Origin of the sequence: Duganella sp. sic0402 (assembly GCF_019219065.1) — a bacterium.
Taxonomy (GTDB): Bacteria; Pseudomonadota; Gammaproteobacteria; order Burkholderiales; family Burkholderiaceae_D; genus Rugamonas.
This window is the reverse complement of sequence record NZ_JAHUWK010000002.1, coordinates 48389-73246: the sequence shown is the minus strand read 5'-3', so window position 1 is coordinate 73246 and position 24858 is coordinate 48389. Positions and strand designations below refer to the sequence as shown.

The window sequence follows — 24858 nt, the reverse complement described above, 5'->3', positions numbered from 1 at the left end:
CACCGTCATTCCCGCGAAAGCGGGAATCCATAGAGCGTATGCCAGGCAAATTCAGCATAGGTCCCGGCTTTCGCCGGGACGACGGCGCTTTATTTCAAGCAGGCCGCTTGATAAATGCGAGCAATATGGCGTTGGTGGTCATAAGTCATTGAGGGGAAAGGATTTTTCGCCGAGGGAAAGCGAGTTGATGGCAGCTGGGGCTGGTCTTATTCTGATGGCTTCACCAACAGGAGTAAGACCATGAAATTCAACCATCTCAGCTTTCCTTCGAGCGATGTACGCGCCACCGCCAACTTCTTTGTGCAGCATCTCGGCTGCTCGCTGGAATTCATCAGTCCCGCCGCCGCCATGCTCAAGCGCGCGGGCTTCGACATCGTCATTGAGGCCAAAGACCACACCGTGGCCTGGCCGCACAACTTCCACCTTGGTTTCGAGCTGCCGTCGGTGGAGGCGGTAAGCGAGCTGTATCAGCATCTGCAAACGCAGGGCGTCACCATGAAGACCGGCATGTTTCATCACGAGCGCGGCTCGCGCTTTTTCTGCGAAGCGCCCGGCGGCCTGCTGTTCGAGATGAACACCCGCGCCGACGCCCACGCGCAGTACCGCGCCAGCTTTGAGCGCCAAGCAGCCGCCGACGCGGTAAAATAGCTGCTTTTATATCTCAGCTTTCACTCCGATGACCAACGCACCAGCCAAGCCAGTCCGCACCCGTTTTGCACCGAGCCCGACCGGCTACCTCCACCTCGGCGGCGCCCGTACGGCGCTGTATTCCTGGGCCTTCGCCCGTCACTTCGGCGGCACCTTCGTGCTGCGCATTGAAGATACCGACCTGGAGCGCTCGACCCCGGAAGCCGTGCAGGCTATTATCGAAGGCATGGCCTGGCTGGGCCTGAATCACGACGAAGGTCCGTTCTACCAGATGCAGCGCATGGACCGCTATCGCGAAGTGGTGGCGCAGATGCTGGAAGCCGGCACCGCCTACCATTGCTACTCGTCGCCGGAAGAAGTGCAGGAAATGCGCGACCGCGCCGCCGCCGCCGGCCAGAAGCCGCGCTACGATGGCACCTGGCGTCCAGAGCCAGGCAAAACGCTGCCGGCAATTCCGGAAGGCCGCAAGCCGGTGGTCCGCTTCAAGAATCCGCTGGATGGCGACGTGACCTGGAACGATTTCGTCAAAGGCAGCATCACCATCGGTAATAAAGAGCTGGACGATCTGGTCATCGCTCGTCCGGACGGCACGCCGACCTACAACTTCTGCGTGGCCATCGACGACCTGGACATGGAAATCAGCCATGTGCTGCGCGGCGACGACCACGTCAACAACACGCCACGCCAGATCAACATTCTGCGCGCCATCGGTGCGCCGCTGCCGGAGTACGGCCACCTGCCGATGATATTGGGTTCGGATGGCGCCAAGATGTCCAAGCGCAAGGACGCAGTCAACGTCATGCAATATCCGGCCGAAGGCTATCTGCCGGAAGCCATTCTGAACTATCTGGCGCGCCTGGGCTGGAGCCACGGCGACGACGAAGTGTTCTCGATGGAGCAGGTGTGCTCGTGGTTCGACGGTTCGCACCTGTCGAACTCGGCCGCGCAGTTCAATATCGAAAAACTGAACTGGCTGAATAACCACTATATTAAGCAGGCGGATAACGAGCGCCTGGCAGAACTGGCCACGCCACGCCTGCTGGCCAACGGCGCAGTGTTCGAAGGCGCGCCGTCGCTGGCGGTGGTGCTGGGTCTGCTGAAGGAGCGTACCAATACTGTTAACGAACTGGCCGACGCCGCCATGCTGTTCTACCGCGCGCCGCAACCGGATGCCGCGCTGCTGGCCCAGCACGTCACCGACGCGGTCAAGCCGGCGCTGGCCGATTTTGCCGAGCGCTGCAAAACAGTGGAGTGGAACAAGGCGGCGCTGTCGGCCATGATCAAGGAAGTGCTGGCTGCGCATGGTCTGAAGATGCCGCAGATCGCCATGCCGCTGCGCCTGTTTATCACCGGCCAGTTGCAGACCCCGGCGATCGACGCCGTGCTGGAAATCTTCGGCCGTGACACGGTTGTGGCGCGCCTGGCCAAGTTCCTTTAATTTATTCATTGAAGCAGGGGCAAAGTTGCAAAAGGGTATTTGCATAATACGGCGCCTCTGCTATACTCTTGTCTCTCGCGCAAACGGGGGTATAGCTCAGCTGGGAGAGCGCTTGCATGGCATGCAAGAGGTCAGCGGTTCGATCCCGCTTACCTCCACCAGTTTGCAGAGTTTGTAGTACGGTAGTTCCAGGGTCCCCATCGTCTAGAGGCCTAGGACATCACCCTTTCACGGTGAGTACCGGGGTTCGAATCCCCGTGGGGACGCCAGCTTCGCCAACGCTGGTCTGGTAGTAAATGTTCTGTGCCCTGAGGGGGTATAGCTCAGCTGGGAGAGCGCTTGCATGGCATGCAAGAGGTCAGCGGTTCGATCCCGCTTACCTCCACCAACAAGCACAGGATAGTTGTACGGTAGTTCCAAGGTCCCCATCGTCTAGAGGCCTAGGACATCACCCTTTCACGGTGAGTACCGGGGTTCGAATCCCCGTGGGGACGCCAGCTTCGCCAACGCTGGTTATGAGTAGTCACTGTTTTCTGCGCCCGGGGGGTATAGCTCAGCTGGGAGAGCGCTTGCATGGCATGCAAGAGGTCAGCGGTTCGATCCCGCTTACCTCCACCATTCGCGTAGAAGGCAATATCAAGAAGTTCCTTGGTCCCCATCGTCTAGAGGCCTAGGACATCACCCTTTCACGGTGAGTACCGGGGTTCGAATCCCCGTGGGGACGCCAAAGCAAGTCAATGATCAAGCCGCCATGTAGCGGCTTTTTTGTTTTCTGCGCTCGTGATTATCTACGCATTTTCGGTTTCGGCAGGATGCTATTCTGTTGTCCCTAACCTTGAATGGATACGTGGAATGATGATCCTGCGGCTTGTTCTCTCCTTTTTCCTGTCGTTTGGTTTTGTGCCGGTTGCGAAGAGTGGCCCGGCAGAGACAGCCGCTGCCGAATTTGTGCAGCAGCGTCAGCTTGGACGTAACTTGAAAACGCTGGCGGGCACTGTCGCGGTGAACACGCAGACATACGCTATCCTGGTATCCAAACTGGGAGCGGGCAGCGCGCAAGCCCTGGTGTCGAAAGAGCTGGATGCTTATATCGGCCAGTATCTGGGCAAGTGGGATGGTAACCTTGCCCAGATCTATGCGCGCCATTTCACGGCTGAAGAGCTGCGGTCGCTGGCGTCCGAAGGGCGAAATTCGCGCTTTATGAACAAGCTTGCCAGCAAGCAGGAAGTCATCGGTGCTGAAATGGAGGGGCAGTCCAAGCCCATTTTATCCAGCTATGTCAGCGCCGCTTTGAACAGCGCTTTCCAGAAAGCCCCGCAGAAATAATATTTGCTTCCGGCGCCGGTGCGTCTTGTGCTTTCGTTTAGATAAGATGCTATTCTGCCCCTGACTTTCAAAGGATGCGATGAAAAAAATAATGTGGGCTTGGCTATTTGCTTTGGTTGCGCCATTAAGCAGTGCTTACACCGTGACGCCCGAGATTGGTGGCATCAAGCAGCTTATCGAGATTGATGATGGCGGCGCAGGCAAGCCTGCGCTGCTGTTTCTGTCGGGTGGTCCAGGCAGTTCGATGATGAATAATGCCGGCGCGTATACCAATATCCTGAAAAGCAGGTTCACCATTGTTCAATGGGATCAACGGGATGCGGGCAAAACGCTCAAGCTCAACGCTTCCCCTGTGCAACCCTCCGTCGCATTGATGGAAAGAGATACCTATGAAGTCGTGCAGTTTTTGCGCAAGGAGCTGAAGCAGGAAAAAATCTATGCGTTGGGTAGTTCCTGGGGCAATGTGTTGGGATTTTCGTTGGTGAGAAACCACCCCGAGTTATTGCACGCATATTTTGCCGTGAATCCCGTCGTCAGCCAGCTCGCCAGCGAAAAGGAATTGTTGACCATTCTCAAGGTGCATTTCAAAGATAATGCCGTCGCCAGCGAGGAGTTGAATCGCGTCGCCATTCCTTTTAAGGCTGATGAGGATTTGTTTTATCTGCGGAAGTGGCTGTTTTATAGGGACGGAAAAACCTTTGTGACCAGCGACGATTTTAAAAAAGGTTTTCTTGGATGGTCGAAAACCTGGTCGCCAGCGTGGAATCAGGTGATGCATATCGATTTGCCGGCCACGCTGCCGAGCGTTGATTGCCCGGTGTATTTCTTTGTCGGTAAAAACGATATTCAGACCTCCACGCACATCACGGTAGCCTACTTTGAAAAATTACGGGCACCGAAGAAAGCGTTGTATGTTTTTGAAAAATCCGGACATCAAATTCATCAGGATGAACCGGAGCGCTTGCAGCAGCTGATTGTGCAGATGGTGGAATAGGGTTGTAGAGCTGCCAATCTTGCTGTGTTTTTTCAGCAAAAACAAGGGTTTGCTATTGCGTTCGCGGTAGGCTGCTGCTATGATTCGCGCCTTGGAAATGTCCCCATCGTCTAGAGGCCTAGGACATCACCCTTTCACGGTGAGTACCGGGGTTCGAATCCCCGTGGGGACGCCAAAAGACATTTCCAGATTGAGCAGTACAAGGCCAGTACGGACAGTTTCTGTCCCCATCGTCTAGAGGCCTAGGACATCACCCTTTCACGGTGAGTACCGGGGTTCGAATCCCCGTGGGGACGCCAAATCAGCAAAAAGCCGCCTTGTGCGGCTTTTTGCATTCCTGCGCAGTGACGAGAGACCGCACACATGATGACATTCCGCCGCCTGGACCTGTTTTGCCGCGTAGTCGACAACTATGGCGACATCGGCATCTGCTGGCGCCTGGCCAAGCAGCTGGTGCGTGAACACGGGCTGGCGGTGACGCTGTATGTGGACGATCTGCTCAGCTTCCAGCGCATCTGCCCGGAAGTCGATACGGAGGCCGAGCTCCAGCAGGTGCAGGATGTCAGCGTGCGCCACTGGCGCGGCCAGGACGGCGTCTACACGCCACAAGACGTGGCCGATATTGTGGTGGAGTTCTTTGCAGTCGATATCCCGCCTGGCTACATCGACGCGATGGCGCAATGCACGCCGCGTCCGGTGTGGTTCAACCTGGAAGGCCTGACGGCGGAAGAGTGGGTAGAAGGTTGTCATCGCTTGCCATCGCCGCAGCGTCAAGCGCTGATGAAGCATTTCTTCTTCCCCGGCTTTACCGCCCAAACCGGCGGCTTGCTACGCGAGGCTGAGCTGGAGCAGCAGCGCGCGCAATTCGATGCCGCTGCCTTCCTGCGGCATTTGGGGCTGAGCGAAGCAGAAATCGCGTCGCAAAAAATGTCGCTGTTCTGCTATCCGCACGCGCCGGTGTCAGCCTTGTTGGATGTGTGGCGGCAGGGCGCTGAGCCCATCACATGCCTGGTGCCGGAAGGCGTGGCGGCCGACGCCGTGCGTAAATTTACCGGCGGCGCGACAGTCGCCACCCACGGTGCGCTGACGGTGCGCGTACTGCCGTTCGTGCCGCAGCCGGATTACGACAAGCTGCTGTGGGCCTGCGACCTGAACTTCGTGCGCGGCGAGGATTCCTTCGTGCGCGCGCAGTGGGCGGGCAAGCCATTCATCTGGCATATCTACCCGCAGGATGAAAACCTGCACCACAAAAAGCTGCGTGCTTTCCTGGAGCGCTATGCCGGCGAGCTGCCGCAACTGGCGGCGTTTTCCTTGCGCTGGAATGGTGCCCCGGCTGGCGGCGCGGCGGACGACTGGTCCGGGCTGTGGGCAGGGCTGGAGAGCGAGCGCGAACGCGCCGCCGCACGCGCGCTGGCGTGGCATCAGCAAATGCTGTCGCATGGCGATTTGGCCAGCAATATGCTGTCGTTTGCTGCCACGCTGAGATAGGCGCTGACAGAAAAACACGGTACAATGCCGGGTTAATCTTTATAACGCATTTTTTACCCGATCAAGCGTAAGCCGGCTCGGCGACGATGATCTTTACGCAACCACCTTATTAAGTAGAATCACTATGAAACCTGCAAAAGAAATTCGTGTTGGCAACATCATCATGGTCGACGCTAAGCCATTCATCGTGCTGCGCTCCGACGTGAACGGTTCGAGCCGCACCGGCTTCACCTACAAGTGGAAGATGAAGAACCTGCTGACCGGCGCGCCTTTCGAAAGCGTGTTCCGCGGCGATGACAAATTCGACGTGGTCGTTCTGGACAAGAAGCCAGTGACCTACTCGTACTTCGCTGACCCACTGTACGTGTTCATGGACGCAGAATATGAACAGTACGAAATCGAAGAAGAAAATCTGGGCGACGCACTGAACTACCTGAAAGACGGCATGGAATGCGAAGCTGTCTTCTACGATGGCAAAGCCATCTCGGTTGAACTGCCAACCACCATCCAGCGTCAGATCGTTTACTCGGAGCCGGCTGTTAAAGGCAACACTTCGGGCAACGTGACCAAAGAAGCCAAGATCGAAAACGCCATCGAATCGAAACAGTTCACCATCCAGGTGCCACTGTTCGTATCGCAAGACGACGTCATCGAAATCGACAGCCGCACCAACGAATTCAAGAAAGTTGTGCGCAACTAAGCCACGATTTCTTGTAGAAAGCACGCCCGCGCAAGCCGGCGTGCTTTTTTTTTATCAATTCTTGTGGTGTAAGTTGCAACCTGCTGATATATTAATGCAACGCAACAAATTCGGCGCATTGGTGAAACCAACCACGGGGATGGCATGGATCGCAGGGATTTCGTAAAAATCGGCTTGGCGGCGGGTGCTGCCACTACCGCCGCAGGCATGGTGCAGGGCAAGCCACTGGGCGCCGGCAGCATCCTTGACGCGGGCGTGCGCGAGCAGCAGCAGATGATGGAGGCGGGCAAGCTGACCTCGCATTCGCTGACCTCGCAATACCTGGCGCGTATCAAGACCATCGACAAGTCCGGCCCCCGGCTGAATTCCATCATCGAGATCAATCCGGAAGCGCTGAAGATTGCGCTGGATATGGACCGTGAGCGCAACCTCAAGCGCGTGCGCGGTCCGCTGCACGGCATCCCTGTTCTGCTGAAAGACAATATCGCCACCGCCGACCGCATGAGCACCACCGCCGGTTCGCTGGCGCTGGCCGGCGTGCGCGCGGCGCGCGATGCGCATGTGACGGCGCAGTTGCGCGCGGCCGGCGCGGTCATCATCGGCAAGACCAATCTGAGCGAGTGGGCGAATATGCGCTCGACCAATTCGGTCAGCGGCTGGAGCGCGCGCGGCGGCCTGACCTTGAATCCGTATTCGCTGGACCGCAATTGCAGCGGTTCCAGTTCCGGCTCCGGCGCGGCCATCGCAGCAGGGCTGGCGACGCTGGCGGTGGGCACGGAGACTGATGGATCGATCGTTTCGCCGGCCTCGATTTGCGGCCTGGTCGGCATCAAGCCGACGCTGGGGCTGGTGAGCCGCAGCGGCATCATCCCGATCGCGCATTCGCAAGATACCGCCGGGCCGATGGCGCGCAGCGTGGCCGATGCGGCACTGATGCTTTCCGCCATGACCGGCGTGGACCCGAAAGATCCGGTGACGCAGGAAGGCGTGGGCAAGGCCGGCGACTATCGCGCGGCGCTGGACAAGGCCGGGCTGAAAGGCGCGCGCATCGGCGTGGCGCGCAACTTCTTCGGCCATCATGCCGAGCTGGATGCGGTGATCGAAAAGGCGCTGCTGGACCTGAAGGCGCAAGGCGCGGTGCTGGTGGAGGCGGACGTGCCCAACGTCGGCAAGTACAGCGACAGCGAAACCGAAGTGCTGCTGTATGAATTCAAGACCGACCTGGCGGCTTACCTGAAGGAATATGCGCCGAACGCGCCGGTGTCGAATATGGCGGAGCTGATCGCCTTCAATGAAAAACACCGCCAGCAGGAGCTGCCTTATTTCGGCCAGGAGTATCTGCTGCAGGCGCAGGCCAAGGGTGGCCTGGAGTCGCCGGCTTACAAAGAGGCGCTGGCCAATAATCATCGCTATTCACGCGCAGAAGGCATCGATCAGGTGATGAAGGCGCACCGGCTGGATGCGCTGGTGGCGCCGACTGGCGGTCCGGCGTGGCTGACGGACTTCGTCAACGGCGACCATTACGTCGGCGGCTTCTCGTCGCCGGCGGCGGTGGCGGGCTATCCGCACATCACCGTGCCGGCGGGCTATGTGCATGGGCTGCCGGTTGGCTTGTCGTTTGTCGGCGCGGCGTACAGCGAGGCGGCCTTGATACGCATGGCTTATTCGTACGAGCAGGCGACGCTGCACCGGCGCGCTCCGCAGTTCCCTCCGAGCGTCTCGCTGGCGGCGCGCTAGCTTTTCAGTACGTGGCGGAAGGTGGGCTCGATGCCCATCGCGTGCAGGTGTTTGACGATGTCTTCCAGCGTGGCGTCTTTCAGCAGCAGGCTTGCTTGCGGCGCGGGTGCTTTGTACACTGGCGCCGGCTTGGCGTGGCGGCGCTGCAGCGTATTGAGCGCGTGCGCGAATTCCTCATCGCTGATGCTGTCCAGTTTTTCCAGGAAGGCCGCTTGCGCCATATCGTTGGGCGTGACTTCCAGGCCCAGATCATCGGCGAGAGCGCCACCCATGCTGGGATTGATGAACGCCGCCCATAAGCCGGTGGCAACATGCAGGCATGGCGGCAGCTCGACCATCGTACGGCCTAAATCTATGTCCTCATCTTCAAAGTAAGCCTGATGCAGCAAAGCGAGGAACTGGCGCGCCTGCGTGACGGACAGCGGCGAGGCCAGCGACAGCCACAGGCGATAGCACTCGCCGCCAGATACGCTGACAGCAGGCGCCGGCAGGCCCAGTTCCGTTTGCAGGGCATTGGCGACGTCGCACAGGCGCAGCCAGTGCTGCTCATCGGTGGCCTTGTTAAAATCGATGACGATGGCGCGCGTAACGCCGTCCTGCGCCAGATCGAAAGCAAACGTCGCCTCGCCGCGCAAATGGTGTTGCAGGCGCTGGTGGTTGTCGGCGCTGGGCAGGTACAGCCGTTGCAGTTCAGAGATTAATTTGTCCATGCTCGCATTATCGCTGATTAGTGCGTGATGTACGAAGCCAGTTCCTGCGGCGCTCCGGTGGGGAAGGCCTCTTTCAAATAGGCGAGGAAGGCGGACACGCGTCCGCTGAGCAGCCGCCGCGATGGATACAGTGCCCACAGCGCGATCTCCGGCGCGTCGATATCGCCCCAATGCGTCAGCGTACCTTCAGCCAGGTCATGCGTCACCAGCGACAGCGGCAGGCGCGCCACGCCGACGCCCATGCGCACGGCGTCCCGCACCATGAACATCGATGTCAGGCACAGCACCGGCTGCACGGCGAGGCTGCTGGCTCCTTGCATCTGCCAGGTTTGCGGACGCTCACCGGCGCCGCGCACCACGGCCGGGGTTGGCGTGTTGTCGGTGGCGCGCGCAAGCTTGGGCGAGGCTACCGCCACCAGCCGGTCGCGCAGAAAAATACGGCCGATCAGGTTCTCATCCGGGTCCGGATTGACGCGGATGACCAGGTCGTAGCCTTCTTCCACCATATCGACCGCACGGTCTTCAGCGGTGACTTCCAGCTGCACTGCCGGATATTGGAGCGAGAATCCGGCCGCCAGCTTGCCCATGGCCGCCTGAGAGAACAGCAGCGGGGCGCTGATGCGCAGCCGGCCGCGCGCCTGGTTGCCGCCGGGCGCGATGGCGACCGCGGCTTCGTCGATTTCGGTGAGCAGCGCAGCGGTGCGCTGATGCAGCGCCTGGCCCTCCTGCGTCAGCCTGAGCGTGCGCGCGCCGCGTTCCAGCAGGCGCACGCCCAGGTTGCCCTCCAGTTCCGCCACACGGCGCGATAGCGTGGCCTTGGGGCGCCCGGTGGCGCGGGCGGCGCGTCCGAAGCCGCCGTGGCGGGCGACGAGGTTGAAATCGACGAGGGCGAGCAGGTCCATGTATTAAGTGTTCCATATACGAGACGGAGTGTCCAAATATAGCATCTATCGGACCGTGGGTGGAATGCCTAAGATGAACCTGTCTTTCAACTACACAGGAGTACACATCATGAGCATCTTAGTTACTGGCGCTACCGGCACCGTAGGCCGTCAAGTGATCGACCAACTGATTCAGCGCGGCGCGCACGTGCGCGCACTGGTGCGCGATCCGGCCAAGGCGGATCTTCCGGCCGGGGTCACCGTGGTTCAGGGCGATTTGTCCGATCCTGATGCGCTGCGCAGCGCCTATCAGGGCGTCTCGACGCTGTTCCTGCTGAACGGCGTGGTGGCGGACGAATTCACGCAGGCGCTGATTGCGCTGAATCTGGCCAAGGAAGCTGGCATTGAGCGCGTCGTCTACCTGTCGGTGATCCATAGCGACCGCTTCGTCAACGTGCCGCACTTCGCCGGTAAATTCGGTGTTGAACGCATGATCGAGCAGATGGGCTTTAGCGCCACCATTCTGCGTCCGGCTTACTTCATGAGCAATGAGCTGACCATCAAGGACGCGGTGCAGGGTTACGGTGTCTATCCGATGCCGATCGGTAGCAAGGGCCTGGCGATGATCGATCCCCGCGACATCGGCGAAATTGCAGCCATCGAATTGATGCGCCGCCATGCCGCCAGCGCGGCCGCGCCGCTGGAGCGCATCAACCTGGTTGGTCCGCATAATTTGACCGGCACCGATGCCGCAGCCATCTGGTCCGAAGTGCTGGAGCGCGCCATCGCCTACGGCGGTGACGATACGGTAGCCTTCGAACAAAACCTGCGCAACTTCATGCCGGGCTGGATGGCCTATGACATGCGCCTGATGAGCGAGCGTTTTCTGAGCGACGGCATGCTGGCTGGCGACGGCGAAGCCGAACGCCTGGTCACGCTGCTGGGCCGTCCGCTGCGCACCTATCGCGACTACGTGGCTGAAATGATCAAAGGAGCGAAATCATGATCTACGCCAGTGCTACGGTGCCGGTGAATCCGGCAGGCGAGATTCCGCTGACACGCGCGCAAGTGTGGCATGGCCTGGTGATGAAGGCACGCGATGCCCGATTGTTTCTTCCGCCCGGTCTGTGCACGCGCTGCGAAGTGATACACGACGGCGACACCCACATCGTGCGCGAAGCCACCATCGCCGGTGACGATCTGCGCGAGATTATCAGCTTTGAGGCCGGCAGCAAAGTGTCCTTCTTCCAGGCGGGTGGCCCGCGCGAGGGCGTCATCATCAACGAATTGTTCGAGGATGAAGGCGGTGCGCTGCAACTGCGCTTTTACTGCCTGCTCGGCTTGCGCGGAAAGCAGCCGGGCGGTCCGGAAGAACAGGCGGAACAGGCGCGGATGAGTAGCGATGGCGGATACAGGACGGCCTTGCTGTCCACCTTGAAGCGCAGCCGCGAGTTGCTCGGACAAGGCAAGTTGTAAGTAGGGATGTGAGCGGCCCAAAAGTGAATTATTATGCAACTGCGCAGCGCATGGGCCGCTGCACATCACAAGGGAGTCTGCATGAAAGCTGTGTTGATGGTGTTGGCGTTGAGTTCCGGTTGGGCCGCAGCGAGTGAGTTCGCTGTGCCGCATACCTTGGTCGATGTAGGTGGCGGCCGCAAGATGAATTTGTATTGCAGCGGCGCGGGTGCGCCGACGGTGGTGTTTGATGGACCGGCCGGCGATGCGGGTTGGGCGTGGTATCAGGTGCAGCCGGAAGTGGCGAAGCACACGCGGGCCTGCATCTTTGACCGCGCGGGATTTGGCTTCAGCGATCCGTCAGCGCAGCCGAATACTGCTGAAAGCGTGGCCGCCGATCTGCATCGGCTGCTACAGGGGGCGGGTGAGAAGGGACCTTACGTCCTGGTTGGCAATTCGCTGGGCGGCGCCAATCTCCAGGTCTACGCTTACCGTTATCCGCAATCGGTGAAGGGGCTGGTGCTGGCCGAGGCGCAGCACGAAGACGAAACCGAACGCCTGGACCGTGTATCGGGCGGCAAGATCAAACAGATTTATGCGATGTACGCAGGCCAGAACCAATACTGCCTGGACGCCGCCGAGCAGGGCTTCGCCAAGGACAGCGAAAAGCAGACGCAATGCATCGGCGAGCCGTTGACGAATTACGGCGCCAAGCTCGGCGCGGCGATATTGGCTGCTGAACTAAAGCCATCGTACTGGCGGACCAAGTCCGCGGAATACGATGCCATGTCCACCAGCGATGAACAACTGCGTAAATTACGCCGGCCATTTGGCGACATCCCGGTGCTGGTGCTGACGCGCAGCCTCAGTCCCTATGCGGTGCCGGGCCAGCCCCAAAGCGCCGCCAACAAAGCCTTCGAGGATGAGAATGTGCTGATTCAAAAAGAGTACACCAAACTCTCGACGCGCAGCAGCCAGCGCATCATCCCCGGAGCAGGCCACGCCATCCAGGCTGACAAGCCGGAGGCGGTGGTCGCTGCGGTGCTGGAGGTGCTTAAGCAGGTCAAGCCTTAGCGCAACCCGCCCAGCACAGGATCCGCCCGGTACTGGGCGGGCAGGATACGCTTGAGATCCTTCAGCTTCGGCAGATCGTTGTAGACGATGTAAGGATCGTTCGGATGCAGCGCCAGATAGTTCTGGTGGTAGGACTCGGCTACATAGAATTGTTTGCCGGGTTCTATCCTGGTCGTCAGCGGTTTGCTGAACGCGCCCGATGCATTCAACTGCGCGATGTAGCGTTCCGCGACGTTCTGCTGCGCCGGCGTTTGCGGGAAGATGGCGGAGCGATATTGCGTACCGCTGTCCGGGCCCTGGCGGTTCAGCTGGGTGGGATCGTGCGCCACTGAGAAGAAAATTTGCAGCAGCTTGCCGTAGCTGATCTGCGTCGGATCGTAGGTGATCTTGACCGATTCCGCATGGCCGGTGTCGCCGCGTTCTACTGCTTCGTAGCTGGCGCTGCGGCTCTCTCCGCCAGCGTAGCCGGAGACGGTGTTGCTGACCCCCTTCACATGCTGGAACACGCCTTCCACACCCCAGAAGCAGCCGCCCGCGAAGATGGCGGTGGCTTTGTGTTCGGTGCTGGCCGGTTCGTCCAGTGCTGGCGCTGAAATCACTGTCGGGGATTCCGCCGACATCGCCTGCTGCTGGCAGGCCGCGAGGCTGAGCAGGACAAGCGCGCCGCCCAATGCTTTGCTGATGTTGTTCATGGTGGTTCTCCTCAGGCTTGGCCGGCGACAAAGTTCAGCGCCACGCCGTCGATGCAGTAGCGCAGGCCGGTCGGTTCCGGACCATCGTCAAACACGTCGCCCAGATGGCTGCCGCAGCGGCGGCACACCACCTCCACGCCATACATGCCCAATGACGTGGTGCGGCTGGTGCTTACGCCACGGTCCAGCGGCTTCCAGAAGCTGGGCCAACCGGTGCCGCTATCGAATTTATTTTTGGACGAGAACAGCGGATTCTGGCAGCCGGCGCACAGGAATTTGCCGGCGCGGTGTTCCTTGTACAGCGGGCTGCTGAACGGGCGCTCGGTACCGTGCTTGCGCAGCACTTCGTATTGCGCTGGCGTGAGCAGGGCACGCCATTCGGCGTCGCTGCGGGTGACTTCCCAGGCGGCGGCAGGCGCGGCAACGCCGCTGCGGTAAGCAATCCCCGCCAGCAGGGCGGCCCCGCTGGTCAGGATGAAAGAGCGTCGTGATGTCATGGTGTCCTCGGTCAGTGAAGTAGCGATGGCGCCATTCTGCGCCCGCAGTGCTGACAAAATCCTCACGTAAACTTAAACTAATTGTGATACTTTGGCGGTTCGGAATGCGGCACAATGACGTCCATGGACAACAAACGTGTACTGATCGTCGAAGACGATATTCATATCGCAGATCTGCTGTGCATGCACCTCAAGGATGAGGGGTATCAGGTGACGCATTGCGCGGACGGCACGCAAGGACTGGCCCAGGTGCGCAGCGGCGGCTGGGATGCGCTCATTCTCGACATCATGCTACCCGGTGTCGATGGGCTGGAAATCTGCCGCCAGGCGCGCGCCATGGCGACTTACACGCCGATCATCATCACCAGCGCGCGGTCGAGCGAAGTGCACCGCATCCTGGGCCTGGAACTGGGTGCGGACGATTATCTGCCCAAGCCATTCTCCGTGCTGGAGCTGGTGGCGCGTGTAAAAGCGCTGCTGCGGCGCGCCGATGCGATGTCGCGCAACCAGCGCGGCGAGGGCGGGGCGCTGGAGTTGAATGGTGTGCGCGTCGATCCGCTGACGCGCCAGGCGCACCTGGACGGCGCCGCGCTGGACCTGACGCCGCGTGAATTCGACCTGCTGTACTTCTTCATCAAGCACCCTGAAAAAGTCTTCTCGCGCCTGGACCTGCTGAATCAGGTATGGGGCTACCAGCACGACGGCTACGAACACACGGTCAACACCCACATCAACCGCCTGCGCGCCAAGATCGAAGCCGATCCGTCCGAGCCAGTGCGCATTCTCACCGTGTGGGGCAAGGGATACCGATACGCCAGCGGGGCCGCATGAAGCTGACGCTATCGCAGCGGCTGTCGCTGGTGTTCTCGGTCCTGCTGCTGGCGTGCTGCGGCGCGTCCGCATGGTTGCAGATCCGCGCCAACATCATGCATGAGAAAGAGGTGGTGCAGGGACTGTCGCGCGGACTGGCGCGCAGCATCGCGCTGGACGCGCAGCTGATGCATGCCGAGGATGCGCAAGCGCTTGGTCCCGATATGGTGCGCCGCCTGTTCAGCCGCCTGATGGATGTGAATCCCAGCGTGGAAGTCTACCTGCTCGATATGAACGGCCGCATCGTCGGCCATGCCGCACCGGATGGCAGCCTGAAACGCGAGCACGTCGGCCTGGAACCGATCCAGCGCCTGCTGGACAATCAGCCCTTGCCGATTCAGGGCGACGACCCGCGCAGCATGACCGGCCGCAAAGTGTTCAGCGCAGCCCTCCTGCGGGCCGGCGAGAAAAAGGTGGGCTATATCTACGTCATCCTGCAAAGTGAAGAACATGACCGGCTGGCCGCACGCGCCACCGCCAGCTCGGTGCTGCGCACCACCTTGTGGTCAATGGTGGTGGTGGCAGGGCTGGTGCTGATTGCCGGCCTGATCGCCTTCCGCCTGATCACGCGCCCGCTGCGCCGCCTGACCACCACCATGCGCCAGCTCGACACCAAGGCCGATCAACTGGCCTTGCCAGCGCCCGGCCCGGATAGCCCGCGCGACGAAATCGCCGTACTGGAACATGCTTTCGGCGATATGGCGACACGCATCAACGAACAATGGCAGACCATGCGCCAGCTCGATCACGAGCGGCGCGAAGTGGTGGCGAATATCTCGCACGACTTGCGCACGCCGCTGGGTTCCCTGCATGGCTACCTGGAGACGCTGTCGCTCAAGGATGACATGCTGACGTCGGCCGAACGCCAGCACTACCTCGGCATCGCGCTGGCGCAAAGCCGGAAAGTGGGGCGGCTGGCGCAGGCCTTGTTCGAGCTGGCGCGGCTGGAACACGGCTCGGTGCAGCCGGAGCTGGAGCCGTTCTCGCTGTCCGACCTGATCCAGGACGTATTCCAGAAATTTGAATTGCAGGCAGCGGAGCGCCAGCTGCGCCTGATGGCCACGCTGCCGCATCCGGCGCCGATGGTGCGCGCGGACCTGGGGATGATGGAGCGCGTGCTGACCAATCTGTTCGATAACGCCATCCGCCATACGCCGGCCGGTGGCGAGGTCGAAGTGATTGTGGCTCCGGCGGCCAACGGCCAAGTGGCCGTGACGGTGCAGGACACCGGCCCGGGCGTGCCGGCCGCCATGCGCGAGAACCTGTTCCGCCGCCCGGTAGCGCTGCAAGGCGAATACCGTGTTGGCGGTCTGGGACTGTTGACGGTCAATCGCATCCTGCAACTCCACCATAGCAAGATAGAACTGGTCAGCGCGCCCGGCCTGGGCGCGGTATTCCGGTTTAACCTGGATGCTGCGTAAGCGGCTGGCGCCATTCGGTCAGATAGTGCTGCGGCGTTTTGCCGAGGATGCGGCGGAACATGGCGCTGAACGCGCTGGTGCTCGCATAGCCCAGCGCCGCCGCGATCTCGCCCACGCTCTGGCCCTGCGCCAGCCGGCCAAAGGCCTCCGCCAGATGCACCTGCTGCACCCACTGGCGGTAATGCAGCCCAGTCTCGCGCGGGAATAGCCGTATCAGTGTGCGCGCGCTGGCGCCCACCTGGTCCGCCCATTGTTCGATATTCCGGCTGCTGCCCGGATCGGCCATGATGGCCGAGCATACTGCCAGCAGGCGCCGGTCGCGCGGCCAGGGGATCGCGACCGGCACCGTCTCCGCCGCCTTCAGCTCGGACAGAATCAGCATCGCCAGATGTTCGCCGCGCCCAGGCAGCGGATATTCAATCGGCTCTTCCAGCAGTGCCAGTATCAGCTCGCGCAGCAGCGGACTGACTTCGATCACGCGGCATTGATCGCCAAAGGCGGCGGCGGTTTGCGCCTCGACGTAGATGGAGCGCATGGTGACCTTGCTGATCGCGGTCCAGTGATGCACGACGCCGGGCGGCACCCACAGCGCGCGGCGCGGCGGCAGTATCCACATGCCGGCGTCGGTCAGCACGCGCATCATGCCGTTGGTGGCGTACAGCAGTTGCGCGCGTTCGTGGCTATGCGGCGTGCCGGACACGCCATGCTCCACGTCGCGCGAGATGGCGGTGACCACGCGAGGTACGTGCTGGTAGTCGCGGTGATCCTTGCTGCGTGCACTATCTGGCATTTGTCACTTATTCGACGATTATTGGAATATCAAGAGATTCGAGCCATATTACACTGAAACGTCCAAAAATAAAGGCTTTACACCATGACTACTGCAACTATCAGCCGTCCGCACGGCGACACGGTCATGCAGATACTCGGCGCGGTCGCGCTGGTCCACCTGCTCAACGACCTTACCCAGGCGATGCTGCCTTCGATTTATCCGATGCTGAAAACAGAGTTCGGCCTGAGTTTCACCCAGGTCGGCCTGATCACGCTGACCTTCCAGTGCACCGCCTCGCTGCTGCAGCCGTGGATCGGCCTGTACACCGACAAGCGCCCGATGCCGTTCCTGCTGCCGGCGGGGATGGTGGCCACGCTGATTGGCGTGCTGATGATGTCCTTTGCGTCCTCGTTCCCGCTGCTGCTGATTTCGTCGGCGCTGATCGGTGTCGGCTCATCGACCTTCCACCCTGAAGCCTCGCGTGTGGCGCGTGCCGCATCTGGGGGGCGCTTCGGTTTTGCGCAATCGCTATTCCAGGTCGGCGGCAATGCCGGCTCGGCGCTCGGTCCAGTACTGGCGGCCGCCATCATCATCGGCCGTGGCCAGGGCAATATCGCCTGGTTTGCGCTGCTGGTGCTGGCCGCGATCGTGGTGCTGGTGTACGTGAGCCGCTGGCATAGCCATCATCTGGCGCAGCCGAAGAAGGCTGCTGCTGCCACCATCTCGCCGCTGCCGAAGGCGCAGGTGTATGGCGCCATGACGGTGCTGGCGCTGCTGGTCTTTTCCAAGTACATCTACATGTCCAGCCTGACCAGCTACTACACCTTCTACCTGATCGATAAATTCGGCGTGTCGGTATCGAACGCGCAGATGTATCTGTTCCTGTTCCTGGCGGCTGTCGCTGCTGGCACCTTCATGGGCGGGCCAATTGGTGATCGCATCGGCCGCAAGCGCGTGATCTGGATCTCGATTCTGGGCGCCGCGCCGTTCACGCTGGCGCTGCCATATGTTGGCTTGTTCTGGACGGCGGTGCTGTCGGTGGTGGTCGGCTTCGTGATCTCGTCCGCTTTTTCGGCCATCGTGGTGTTTGCGCAGGAGCTCATGCCGGGCAAGGTCGGCATGGTGGCGGGCATTTTCTTTGGCCTGATGTTCGGCGTCAGCGGCATCGGCGCTGCGGCCATGGGCCACATCGCCGATATCAAGGGCATCGCCTATGTGTATCAGCTGTGCTCCTACCTGCCGCTGCTGGGCATTCTGACGGTGCTGCTGCCGCACATTGAGCAGCCGAAGCACCGCTAAGCGGCTCAGGCTTCGATAAAGCGCATTTTGAAGTTACGGCCTTTGAATGCGCCGAAGTCGCCGCCGAGCGGGTTGCCTTTGCTAAGGTTGGCAAAGGCGTCGTAAGCGACGCGGCGGTCGATGGCGACATAGGTCTGGAACTCGGTCACATTGATCTTGCCGACTTGTTCCTTGCTCAGGCCAGCGTCGCCAGTCAGCGCGCCCAGCACATCGCCTGGACGCAGCTTGTCCTTCTTACCGCCAGAGATCACCAGCGTCATCATCGGCGCCGGATCAACGCCGTAGTCGTTTTCATCCAGGCTGCCCAGATCGAACCACTCGACTGGCTGGCCCTGGTATTCCTCGATCAGCTTGACCCACTTCTTCTCGTTCGGTGCGCACAGCGACAGCGCCAGGCCTTGCTCGCCGCCACGGCCGGTGCGGCCGACGCGGTGGATGTGCACCTCGGTGTCCTTGGACACGTCAACGTTGATCACTGCTTCCAGGTTGGGGATGTCCAGGCCGCGCGCGGCCACATCGGTGGCCACCAGTACAGAGCAGCTACGGTTGGCGAACAAAATCAGGATTTCGTCGCGCTCACGCTGTTCCAGCTCGCCGTACAGTGTCAGTGCGGAGAAGCCCTTGGATTGCAGGTGTTCGACCAGTTCACGGCATTGCACTTTGGTGTTGCAGAAGGCGATAGCCGATACCGGCTTGTAGTGGCCCAGCAAACGCGCCACCGCTTCATTGCGCTGGTCGAAGCCGATTTCAAAGAACAGCTGTTCGATCTGGCTGTTGTCGTGCTGCGCTTCCACGGTGACTTCGACCGGATCGACCAGGAAATCATCGGTGGCGCGGCGGATATCGTCCGGGTAGGTGGCCGAAAACAGCAGGGTCTGGCGACGTTTCGGGCAGGCGCTGACAATGCCGGCGATTTCGTCGTAGAAGCCCATGTCGGTCATGCGGTCCGCTTCGTCCAGCACCAGCGTGCCGACTTTGGACAGGTCCAGCGTCTCGCGGCCCAGGTGATCGCGCACGCGGCCCGGCGTGCCGACGATGATGTGGGCGCCGTGTTCCAGCGAGGCGATCTGCGGCCGCATCGGCGAGCCGCCGGTCAGCACCAGCACCTTGACGTTGCCGGTGGAGCGCGCCAGGCGGCGCAGTTCGCCCGCGACCTGGTCAGCCAGCTCGCGGGTAGGGCACAGCACCAGCGCCTGCACTGCGAACCAGGCCGGATTCAGCTTCGCCAGGATGCCGATGCCGAAGGCGGCGGTCTTGCCGCTGCCGGTCTTGGCCTGGGCGATCAGGTCGCGGCCTTCCAGTACCGACGGCAGGCTTTGCGCCTGGATGGTCGTCATCTCCTTGTAGCCGAGCGAGTCGAGGTTGTCCAGGAAGGCGGAGTTCAGCGGCAGGCTGGCAAAGGAGGTGGAAGTCATGGTGGCGGACCCTGTTCAAGAAGGATGTGGACACAGTCTAACAGGCGTCTGGCCCACTGTGCGGGAGGTGTGTATGTGGTGTACGGCAGCTGTGCCGTATCAGTCACGCTTCCATACCGGCAAACCGGTCAGATCGAGATTTTCGTCGCGTACCCAGAGCGGCAGACCGGTAGTGTCGGTCGGCTCCAGCAGTTCCAGCTGCTCCTGCTTGGCCACCGTGCGGCGCACGCGCGGTGGTGGAGGACGCTTGGCTTCCGGTTCGAGCGGCGCGGCGGGAGTAAAGCCCGGCAGGTCGAACGTAGCGTTATCTTTTTTATCTCTCATCTGGGAAAAAACAAAAGCCCGGCTGTATTAGTCGGGCTTCGTTAGCTTACATAATTGTGCGCAGTTTAACACAAAGCGCCATCTCAACGGAAGCTCAGCGCCCCCGTCAGGTCGCCTGGCGGCGTGGCGTGGCGGGCCGCGAAAGCCTCATTGCGCGACTTGATCCCTTCCAGCAGCGGCAGGTCGTGCAGGCGGGTGATGAAGCGCATGATCGACGTGGTGTCGTAGAAGTTGTGGTCCACATGGCCTTTTTTCGCGAACGGCGAAATGACGATGGCTGGAATGCGCGAGCCCGGACCCCAGCGGTCGCCCTTCGGCGGCGCGACGTGATCCCACCAGCCGCCGTTTTCATCGAAGGTAATCACCACCAGCATGTTCTTGAACTGCGGCGACTTCTTCAAGTGTTCGATGATGTTGGTGATGTGGGCGTCACCGGACTCGATGTCCGAGTAGCCGGCGTGCAGATTCAGATTGCCTTGCGGCTTATAGAAGGTGACCGCCGGCAGCTTGCCGGCCACCGCATCGGCGATGAATTTGTTGGAAATCGGGCTGTCGCCCAGGCCGCCGTCGCGCAGGTGTTCTTCGCGCTCCTTGGTGCCGGGCGCGAACTGCTGGAAGTAGTTGAATGGCTGGTGGTGGTACTGGAAGTTCGGCTTTTCGCCGCCGCCGCGCGCATCCAGCGCTGCCTGCCATGCGCCGCCGTACCATGCCCAGCTGATCTTTTTGCGGGACAGCAGATCGCCGATGGTGTCATAGGTTTGCGGTGGCAGGGTGCCGGCGTCTTTCGGATCGGCGTGCAGCGGATCGCCATCGTAGGCAGGGCGGATATAGCTCGGCTGATATGGCGGCGCCATGGTGTTGACCGCGTAGCCGTCCGGCGTGATCGCGCCGTTGTTGACGAAGTGCGGATGGCCGTCCATCGCCGACGCCGGCGAATCCTTGGTGACGGACAGGCGGATGCCGGTCGGGCCGTCGTCCAGTACAGCGATCTTCTTCTTGGCCGCGGTGTCCTTGGCGTTGAAGTATTCCGGCACGCGGCCGGTGATCAGGAATTGGTGATTCAGGTAGGAGCCGCCAAACGCCGCCATGAAGAAGTTATCGCACAGCGTGTATTGTTCTGCGATCTTCCACAGGCCGAGGTTCTTGTTGCTCTCGCTGTAGTAGCCCATCACCATGCCGCCGGTGTTGCCCCAGGCGGCGAAACCGTCGTTCTTGCCACCGTTGATCTGCATCTGGTTCTGGTAGAAGAGGTGCCACAGGTCGCGGGTGATCACGGCTTCCGGCAGCGGCTTGCCTTCGGTGTCGACCAGCTTGAACGGTCCATTCGGCAGGCCCTTGATATCGTCTTCCTTGATGGCGTATTTTTTACCGCCGATGTCCTGGGTGTTCGGCACCATGCCGCCCCAGATTTTTGGCAGCGATGGCAGCACCGAACCGTCACGGTCGCGCTGCGCACAGGCGGCTGCCGTTGCGGCCGACAGCGGGCTGGCGGTGCCAGGGAAGTTGGCGAACAGGTTGTTGAAGCTGCGGTTCTCCAGATAGATCACCACCACATTCTTGATATTCGCCTTGAGCTTCTGGTCAAGCGAGCCTTTGGTGAGCGCTTTGGCCGGCGCGGCTTCGGCCAGTGCTGGCAAGGTGGTCGCCAGGCCGGCGGCGCCGGCCGCCTGGAAGATGCGGCGACGCGAAGGATTGACCGGGGCGTCCTGCGCCTGTTGTTCTGCTGCGTGTTCCTGATCCTTCACTCGGCTCTCCCTGGCTAGACTAAAAGACCGATTGTGCCAGCTTTGCGTCAGATTGGGTATGGGCGGAATGCTTGCGCTAAAAGCAGTTTAACGAAGGCGCGTAAAAGGTCGTGCCGGAATTGAAAAAGCCGTTGATTTTCTGATGAAAATCAACGGCTTATCGAATCTGGTTGCGGGGACAGGATTTGAACCTGTGACCTTCGGGTTATGAGCCCGACGAGCTGCCAGACTGCTCCACCCCGCGTCTGAAGGCAAGATTATATACAGGTCTGAAGTATTCCGCAAGCCCGCATTTTTAATGCGCTTATGCGGCGCCCAGGCGCCATAGTGAAGTGACCTCGGCGGCGCGGGCCGCGTGCAGTGGATCGGTGGCGTCCGCGGCGCGCGGGTGGACTGGGCGCACGTCTTGCCGGCCCAGCACTTTCAGGCCGGCGGCGGCGATCCATTCCAGCAGCTGTTCCCGTGGACGCAGGCCGAGATGCTCCGCCAGGTCGGACAGGATCAGCCAACCTTCGCCGCCCGGCGCCAGGTGCGCCGACAGGCCGGCCAGGAAGCCGCGCAGCATGCGGCTGTCCGGATCGTAGACGGCGTATTCGATCGGCGAGCTTGGACGGGCCGGCACCCACGGCGGATTGCAGACCACCAGTGGCGCGCGTCCCGCCGGGAACAGGTCGGCCGCCTGCAATTCGACTTTGTCGTCAAGGCCCAGCAGTGCCAGGTTTTCGCGGGCGCAGCTCAGCGCGCGCTGGTCCTGGTCGGTGGCGATCACGCGTTTCACGCCGCGTTTCGCCAGTACCGCCGACAGCACGCCGGTGCCGGCACCAATGTCGAACGCCAGCTCGGCGCCCGATGGCAGCGGCGCGTCCGCCACCATCTGCACGTATTCGCCACGCACTGGCGAGAACACGCCATAGTGCGGATGGATGCGGGCGCCCAGCGCGGGAATCTCGACGCCGGTGCGGCGCCACTCATGCGCGCCGATCAGGCCAAGCAGCTCGCGCAGCGAGGCGATGAACGGTTCTTCATAGCGGCCGTAGGCTTCGTTGCAAGCCAGTTTGACGTCCGGCGCACGGCGCAGCGGAATGGTGTAGCCCTCGTCGAAAGGAATCAGCAGCATGGCCAGCGTACGGGCGCGCTGCGACTGGGCCTGGCGGTGCAGGTGGAAGGCTTCGGTCGGCGAGGCTGGCACTTTGGGTGCTTTGGCTTTCTTGCCAGTCCGGCCTTTGTGATCCGCGCGGCGGGCCAGCGCTTGCAGCAGCTGGCGCGCATTTTGGAAGTCGCCGCGCCACAGCAGTGCCGTACCTTCGCAGGCCAGGCGGTACGCGGTGTCGGCATTGGTGGTGTCGTCGGCGATGATGACGCGCTTCGGCGGCGGCATGCCGGCTTCGGAGCGCCAGCGCGCGGAGCGCTGTTCGCCATTCTCCTCCCAGTGGATGTGTTGAGGTGACGGAGAGGAGGTGTGTTCGGACATGTTGGGGCGATCGGTAAAAGAGGAACGCGCCACGCGGAGTTGCGTGGCGCAGAGCCGCTATTATACCGATGCGTTTTGCGACGGCGGCGCGGCGGTGTCGGTGGCTGGCGCTTCAGCGGCGGGCGCCGGCGTTTCCGCCGTCACCGGTGCTGCGGTTTCGGCGTCGGCTTCTGCATCGGTGGCGCCGGCGGCTGCCTTGGCCTTGTCGGCAGCCGTCGGCGCTGCGTAGGTGTTGGTGTCCTTGCTGTCGACCAGGTTGAGCAAGCGCAGCGACAGGCTGCGCAGGGTGCTGCGGTCGATGCCGTCGTCGGTTTTGCTGCCGGCCTGGCCGCCGCTGGACAGCGCGCTTTGCAGGTTGCGGCCGATCAGCTGGAACAGGTCCGCCAGCGTGCCAGGGAAGTCAAGATTCGGCAGTTGTACCACTGGCAGGTCCTGGGTGTCGGTGTTTGCTTCGGCGCGTGGCTTGCTATCGGCATTGTTGGCGTTGCTGGTCTGGCTGGCGGCCGCGCTCAATTCGGCGTCGTATTGGACTTCCACTTCAAAGTCGAACTTTCGGCCATCGGCGGTGGTGATCGTGCCTTTGCCGACGAAGTGCGAGCTGTCGGTCAGGCTGAAGGCTGCCGCGTTGGTGACGCTGTTGCCGCTGCGGCTCTGCTGTACGCCGGCGGCAAAGGTGGACGTGGTTTCAAGGCTGGCCGAATCGAAGTCGATCACCGCGCCCTTGGCGTCATCGCCGAATAGCGCCTGGGTGAAGCTGTTGACGAAATCCTGGGCAAAATCCACCGTGGCATTGCCGACCGAGGCGACGCGGCTGGTCAGGTCCAGCGGGTTGCTGCCGACTTTGGCCGGCGTGACGCCTTGCGTTTTTTGCAAAGTCGTCGCCTTGCTGTCGGCCGCCTGGCTGCCGCTGTACAAGGAGGGCAGCCGGTTGCCCAGATTCGAGATGATAGACATGATGGATTCCGTTCGATGATACTTCTGCAACTCTTTAACGGTATCCTAGTCCAATACTTGAGGGCCCGGCGCGCAATTTAGTGGTGGTGGGTCCAGCCTTCCGGCGCCGCCAGGTAGGACGCAACTGCCTCTTTCTGGCCGATGGCGTGGTGGCGCACTTCGCCGCACGGGCAAACGCCCACGTAAGGCTGGATGTGCGAGCAGGCCGATACCTTTTGCAGGCGGACTTGAACGGCTTTGGCGCATTTGGTGCATTTAAAGGTGAGGGTGCGTGGTGCTTTTAACATGATTGCGTGACTGCTTATGAAGACAAAGGCAGGATTTTATCATTCACGCGAAGGTGTCGACGCGGGGCCGGACTGCCGGCCCGTCGCCATAGGCGCGCTGCGCCAGTTCGGCCCTGGCCTGCATTTCCATCTGCTGCGCCTGCGCGGCCACGGCGCGGTCCGCGCCCGACGGCTCGGCCGGCGCCAGTGCCGCCGACTGCACGGCGCGTGCGCGCGCTATGGTTTCTTCAGGCGTGGCGCCGGGCGAGGTATCGATATTGACTTCGCCACCGATGGCGTAATCGATGCCGTTCGGGCCGCGCTGGTAGGTGTAGGAGGCGCCGGATGTGGCCAGCCCGCCCGCAGCCGCCATATGGGCCTGCTCATGCTGGCGTACTTCCAGGTCGCGGGACTTGAGCTGGTCGATTAGGGCCAGCGCTTGGTTGGATAGCTGTGTTGTGGAGGAAGTGGAGGGTGTGGCTGTGGCCGCAGCCGTGGTCGTCTCCGGCGCGATGCGTGGCGCGGGAGCGGTGGCGTAGCTGGAGGTGGCGCTTATCTGCATGACATCAGGGCATCAGGGCCGGTTGCCGTAAACGTTCCTGAATGATAGCAAAAAAACAGTGCCTGGCGTGGCGATGCGTGTTATTCGGCCACGCTGGCGACGCGATGACCTTTCCAGGC

General features: G+C 61.4%; 25 protein-coding genes and 9 tRNA genes. 21 read left to right on the top strand and 13 right to left on the bottom strand.

What is annotated here, in order from left to right:
• The first annotated feature begins 240 nt into the window (after positions 1–240).
• The 15 genes from KW842_RS05910 (at position 241) to KW842_RS05840 (ending at position 8331) form a co-directional block, all read left to right on the top strand.
• Positions 241–648 (top strand): VOC family protein, encoded by a 408-nt coding sequence (locus KW842_RS05910; protein WP_218303181.1) that lies wholly within the window; start codon positions 241–243, stop codon positions 646–648.
• Positions 649–676: 28 nt separating this feature from the next.
• Positions 677–2086 carry a glutamate--tRNA ligase gene (gltX, locus tag KW842_RS05905; protein WP_218303180.1) on the top strand — a complete coding sequence of 470 codons (1410 nt, stop codon included), beginning with the start codon at positions 677–679 and terminating at the stop codon, positions 2084–2086.
• Between the two features lie 85 nt (positions 2087–2171).
• Positions 2172–2247: transfer RNA gene (locus tag KW842_RS05900), tRNA-Ala, on the top strand.
• Between the two features lie 32 nt (positions 2248–2279).
• Positions 2280–2355 (top strand) — tRNA-Glu (locus KW842_RS05895).
• Positions 2356–2398: 43 nt separating this feature from the next.
• Positions 2399–2474 (top strand) — tRNA-Ala (locus KW842_RS05890).
• Between the two features lie 33 nt (positions 2475–2507).
• A tRNA-Glu gene (locus tag KW842_RS05885) sits at positions 2508–2583 on the top strand.
• Positions 2584–2628: 45 nt separating this feature from the next.
• A tRNA-Ala gene (locus KW842_RS05880) sits at positions 2629–2704 on the top strand.
• Positions 2705–2737: 33 nt separating this feature from the next.
• Positions 2738–2813: transfer RNA gene (locus tag KW842_RS05875), tRNA-Glu, on the top strand.
• Between the two features lie 125 nt (positions 2814–2938).
• Positions 2939–3412, top strand: a complete 474-nt coding sequence (locus KW842_RS05870; RefSeq protein ID WP_218303179.1) for a hypothetical protein — start codon at positions 2939–2941, stop codon at positions 3410–3412.
• A 79-nt stretch (positions 3413–3491) separates the two neighbouring features.
• Positions 3492–4406, top strand: coding sequence for an alpha/beta fold hydrolase (locus tag KW842_RS05865; protein WP_218303178.1), 915 nt, complete (start codon positions 3492–3494; stop codon positions 4404–4406).
• Positions 4407–4505: 99 nt separating this feature from the next.
• Positions 4506–4581 (top strand) — tRNA-Glu (locus KW842_RS05860).
• Positions 4582–4629: 48 nt separating this feature from the next.
• Positions 4630–4705: transfer RNA gene (locus KW842_RS05855), tRNA-Glu, on the top strand.
• A gap of 64 nt (positions 4706–4769) precedes the next feature.
• A complete protein-coding gene (gene earP, locus KW842_RS05850; protein WP_218303177.1) occupies positions 4770–5894 on the top strand; it encodes an elongation factor P maturation arginine rhamnosyltransferase EarP in 1125 nt (374 codons plus the stop codon).
• A 124-nt stretch (positions 5895–6018) separates the two neighbouring features.
• On the top strand, positions 6019–6594 hold the full coding sequence (locus tag KW842_RS05845) for an elongation factor P (RefSeq protein ID WP_218303176.1): 576 nt from the start codon (positions 6019–6021) through the stop codon (positions 6592–6594).
• Positions 6595–6738: 144 nt separating this feature from the next.
• On the top strand, positions 6739–8331 hold the full coding sequence (locus KW842_RS05840; protein ID WP_218303175.1) for an amidase: 1593 nt from the start codon (positions 6739–6741) through the stop codon (positions 8329–8331).
• On the opposite strand, the gene KW842_RS05835 is transcribed toward KW842_RS05840, so the two are convergent.
• Positions 8328–9041 carry a hypothetical protein gene (locus KW842_RS05835; protein ID WP_218303174.1) on the bottom strand — a complete coding sequence of 238 codons (714 nt, stop codon included), beginning with the start codon at positions 9039–9041 and terminating at the stop codon, positions 8328–8330. The genes KW842_RS05840 and KW842_RS05835 overlap by 4 nt on opposite strands.
• A gap of 17 nt (positions 9042–9058) precedes the next feature.
• Positions 9059–9943, bottom strand: a complete 885-nt coding sequence (locus KW842_RS05830) for a LysR family transcriptional regulator (protein ID WP_218303173.1) — start codon at positions 9941–9943, stop codon at positions 9059–9061.
• A 109-nt stretch (positions 9944–10052) separates the two neighbouring features.
• On the opposite strand from KW842_RS05830, the gene KW842_RS05825 reads away from it, so the two are divergent.
• The 3 genes from KW842_RS05825 to KW842_RS05815 all read left to right on the top strand — a co-directional run bounded on the left by KW842_RS05825 (position 10053) and on the right by KW842_RS05815 (position 12451).
• Positions 10053–10928 (top strand): SDR family oxidoreductase, encoded by an 876-nt coding sequence (locus KW842_RS05825; RefSeq protein WP_218303172.1) that lies wholly within the window; start codon positions 10053–10055, stop codon positions 10926–10928.
• A complete protein-coding gene (locus KW842_RS05820) occupies positions 10925–11398 on the top strand; it encodes an AtaL-like protein (protein WP_218303171.1) in 474 nt (157 codons plus the stop codon). Before KW842_RS05825 ends, KW842_RS05820 begins: the two co-directional genes overlap by 4 nt.
• A gap of 81 nt (positions 11399–11479) precedes the next feature.
• Positions 11480–12451: an alpha/beta fold hydrolase gene (locus tag KW842_RS05815; RefSeq protein ID WP_218303170.1), complete on the top strand. Its 972-nt coding sequence runs from the start codon at positions 11480–11482 to the stop codon at positions 12449–12451.
• Here the strand turns inward: KW842_RS05815 and msrA are convergent.
• Positions 12448–13143 carry a peptide-methionine (S)-S-oxide reductase MsrA gene (gene msrA, locus KW842_RS05810; RefSeq protein ID WP_218303169.1) on the bottom strand — a complete coding sequence of 232 codons (696 nt, stop codon included), beginning with the start codon at positions 13141–13143 and terminating at the stop codon, positions 12448–12450. The genes KW842_RS05815 and msrA overlap by 4 nt on opposite strands.
• A gap of 11 nt (positions 13144–13154) precedes the next feature.
• The gene (gene msrB / locus KW842_RS05805) at positions 13155–13640 is read right to left on the bottom strand and encodes a peptide-methionine (R)-S-oxide reductase MsrB (RefSeq protein WP_218303168.1); all 486 of its coding nucleotides are present in this window, start codon (positions 13638–13640) and stop codon (positions 13155–13157) included.
• A gap of 114 nt (positions 13641–13754) precedes the next feature.
• On the opposite strand from msrB, the gene KW842_RS05800 reads away from it, so the two are divergent.
• The gene (locus KW842_RS05800; RefSeq protein WP_373925141.1) at positions 13755–14471 is read left to right on the top strand and encodes a response regulator transcription factor; all 717 of its coding nucleotides are present in this window, start codon (positions 13755–13757) and stop codon (positions 14469–14471) included.
• A complete protein-coding gene (locus KW842_RS05795) occupies positions 14468–15931 on the top strand; it encodes a HAMP domain-containing sensor histidine kinase (RefSeq protein WP_218303166.1) in 1464 nt (487 codons plus the stop codon). Before KW842_RS05800 ends, KW842_RS05795 begins: the two co-directional genes overlap by 4 nt.
• Here KW842_RS05795 and KW842_RS05790 read toward each other — a convergent pair.
• Entirely contained in the window at positions 15912–16721 is an 810-nt protein-coding gene (locus KW842_RS05790; RefSeq protein WP_218303165.1) for a helix-turn-helix domain-containing protein, read from the bottom strand. The genes KW842_RS05795 and KW842_RS05790 overlap by 20 nt on opposite strands.
• 84 nt (positions 16722–16805) lie before the next feature.
• On the opposite strand from KW842_RS05790, the gene KW842_RS05785 reads away from it, so the two are divergent.
• On the top strand, positions 16806–18002 hold the full coding sequence (locus KW842_RS05785) for an MFS transporter (RefSeq protein ID WP_373925140.1): 1197 nt from the start codon (positions 16806–16808) through the stop codon (positions 18000–18002).
• A 5-nt stretch (positions 18003–18007) separates the two neighbouring features.
• Here the strand turns inward: KW842_RS05785 and dbpA are convergent, their stop codons facing one another.
• From dbpA to KW842_RS05745, 8 genes are all read right to left on the bottom strand, one after another.
• Positions 18008–19417: an ATP-dependent RNA helicase DbpA gene (dbpA, locus tag KW842_RS05780; RefSeq protein ID WP_218303164.1), complete on the bottom strand. Its 1410-nt coding sequence runs from the start codon at positions 19415–19417 to the stop codon at positions 18008–18010.
• 99 nt (positions 19418–19516) lie between these two features.
• Positions 19517–19741 carry a hypothetical protein gene (locus tag KW842_RS05775; protein ID WP_218303163.1) on the bottom strand — a complete coding sequence of 75 codons (225 nt, stop codon included), beginning with the start codon at positions 19739–19741 and terminating at the stop codon, positions 19517–19519.
• Between the two features lie 83 nt (positions 19742–19824).
• Positions 19825–21486, bottom strand: coding sequence for an acid phosphatase (locus KW842_RS05770; RefSeq protein WP_218303162.1), 1662 nt, complete (start codon positions 21484–21486; stop codon positions 19825–19827).
• Positions 21487–21653: 167 nt separating this feature from the next.
• A tRNA-Met gene (locus KW842_RS05765) sits at positions 21654–21730 on the bottom strand.
• 60 nt (positions 21731–21790) lie between these two features.
• The gene (locus KW842_RS05760) at positions 21791–22957 is read right to left on the bottom strand and encodes a class I SAM-dependent methyltransferase (protein WP_218303161.1); all 1167 of its coding nucleotides are present in this window, start codon (positions 22955–22957) and stop codon (positions 21791–21793) included.
• 60 nt (positions 22958–23017) lie between these two features.
• A complete protein-coding gene (locus KW842_RS05755) occupies positions 23018–23911 on the bottom strand; it encodes a hypothetical protein (RefSeq protein ID WP_218303160.1) in 894 nt (297 codons plus the stop codon).
• Between the two features lie 77 nt (positions 23912–23988).
• Complete coding sequence (locus KW842_RS05750) at positions 23989–24198, bottom strand: hypothetical protein (protein WP_218303159.1); 210 nt, start codon at positions 24196–24198, stop codon at positions 23989–23991.
• Between the two features lie 43 nt (positions 24199–24241).
• A complete protein-coding gene (locus KW842_RS05745; RefSeq protein WP_218303158.1) occupies positions 24242–24739 on the bottom strand; it encodes a putative metalloprotease CJM1_0395 family protein in 498 nt (165 codons plus the stop codon).
• Positions 24740–24858: the final 119 nt, after the last annotated feature.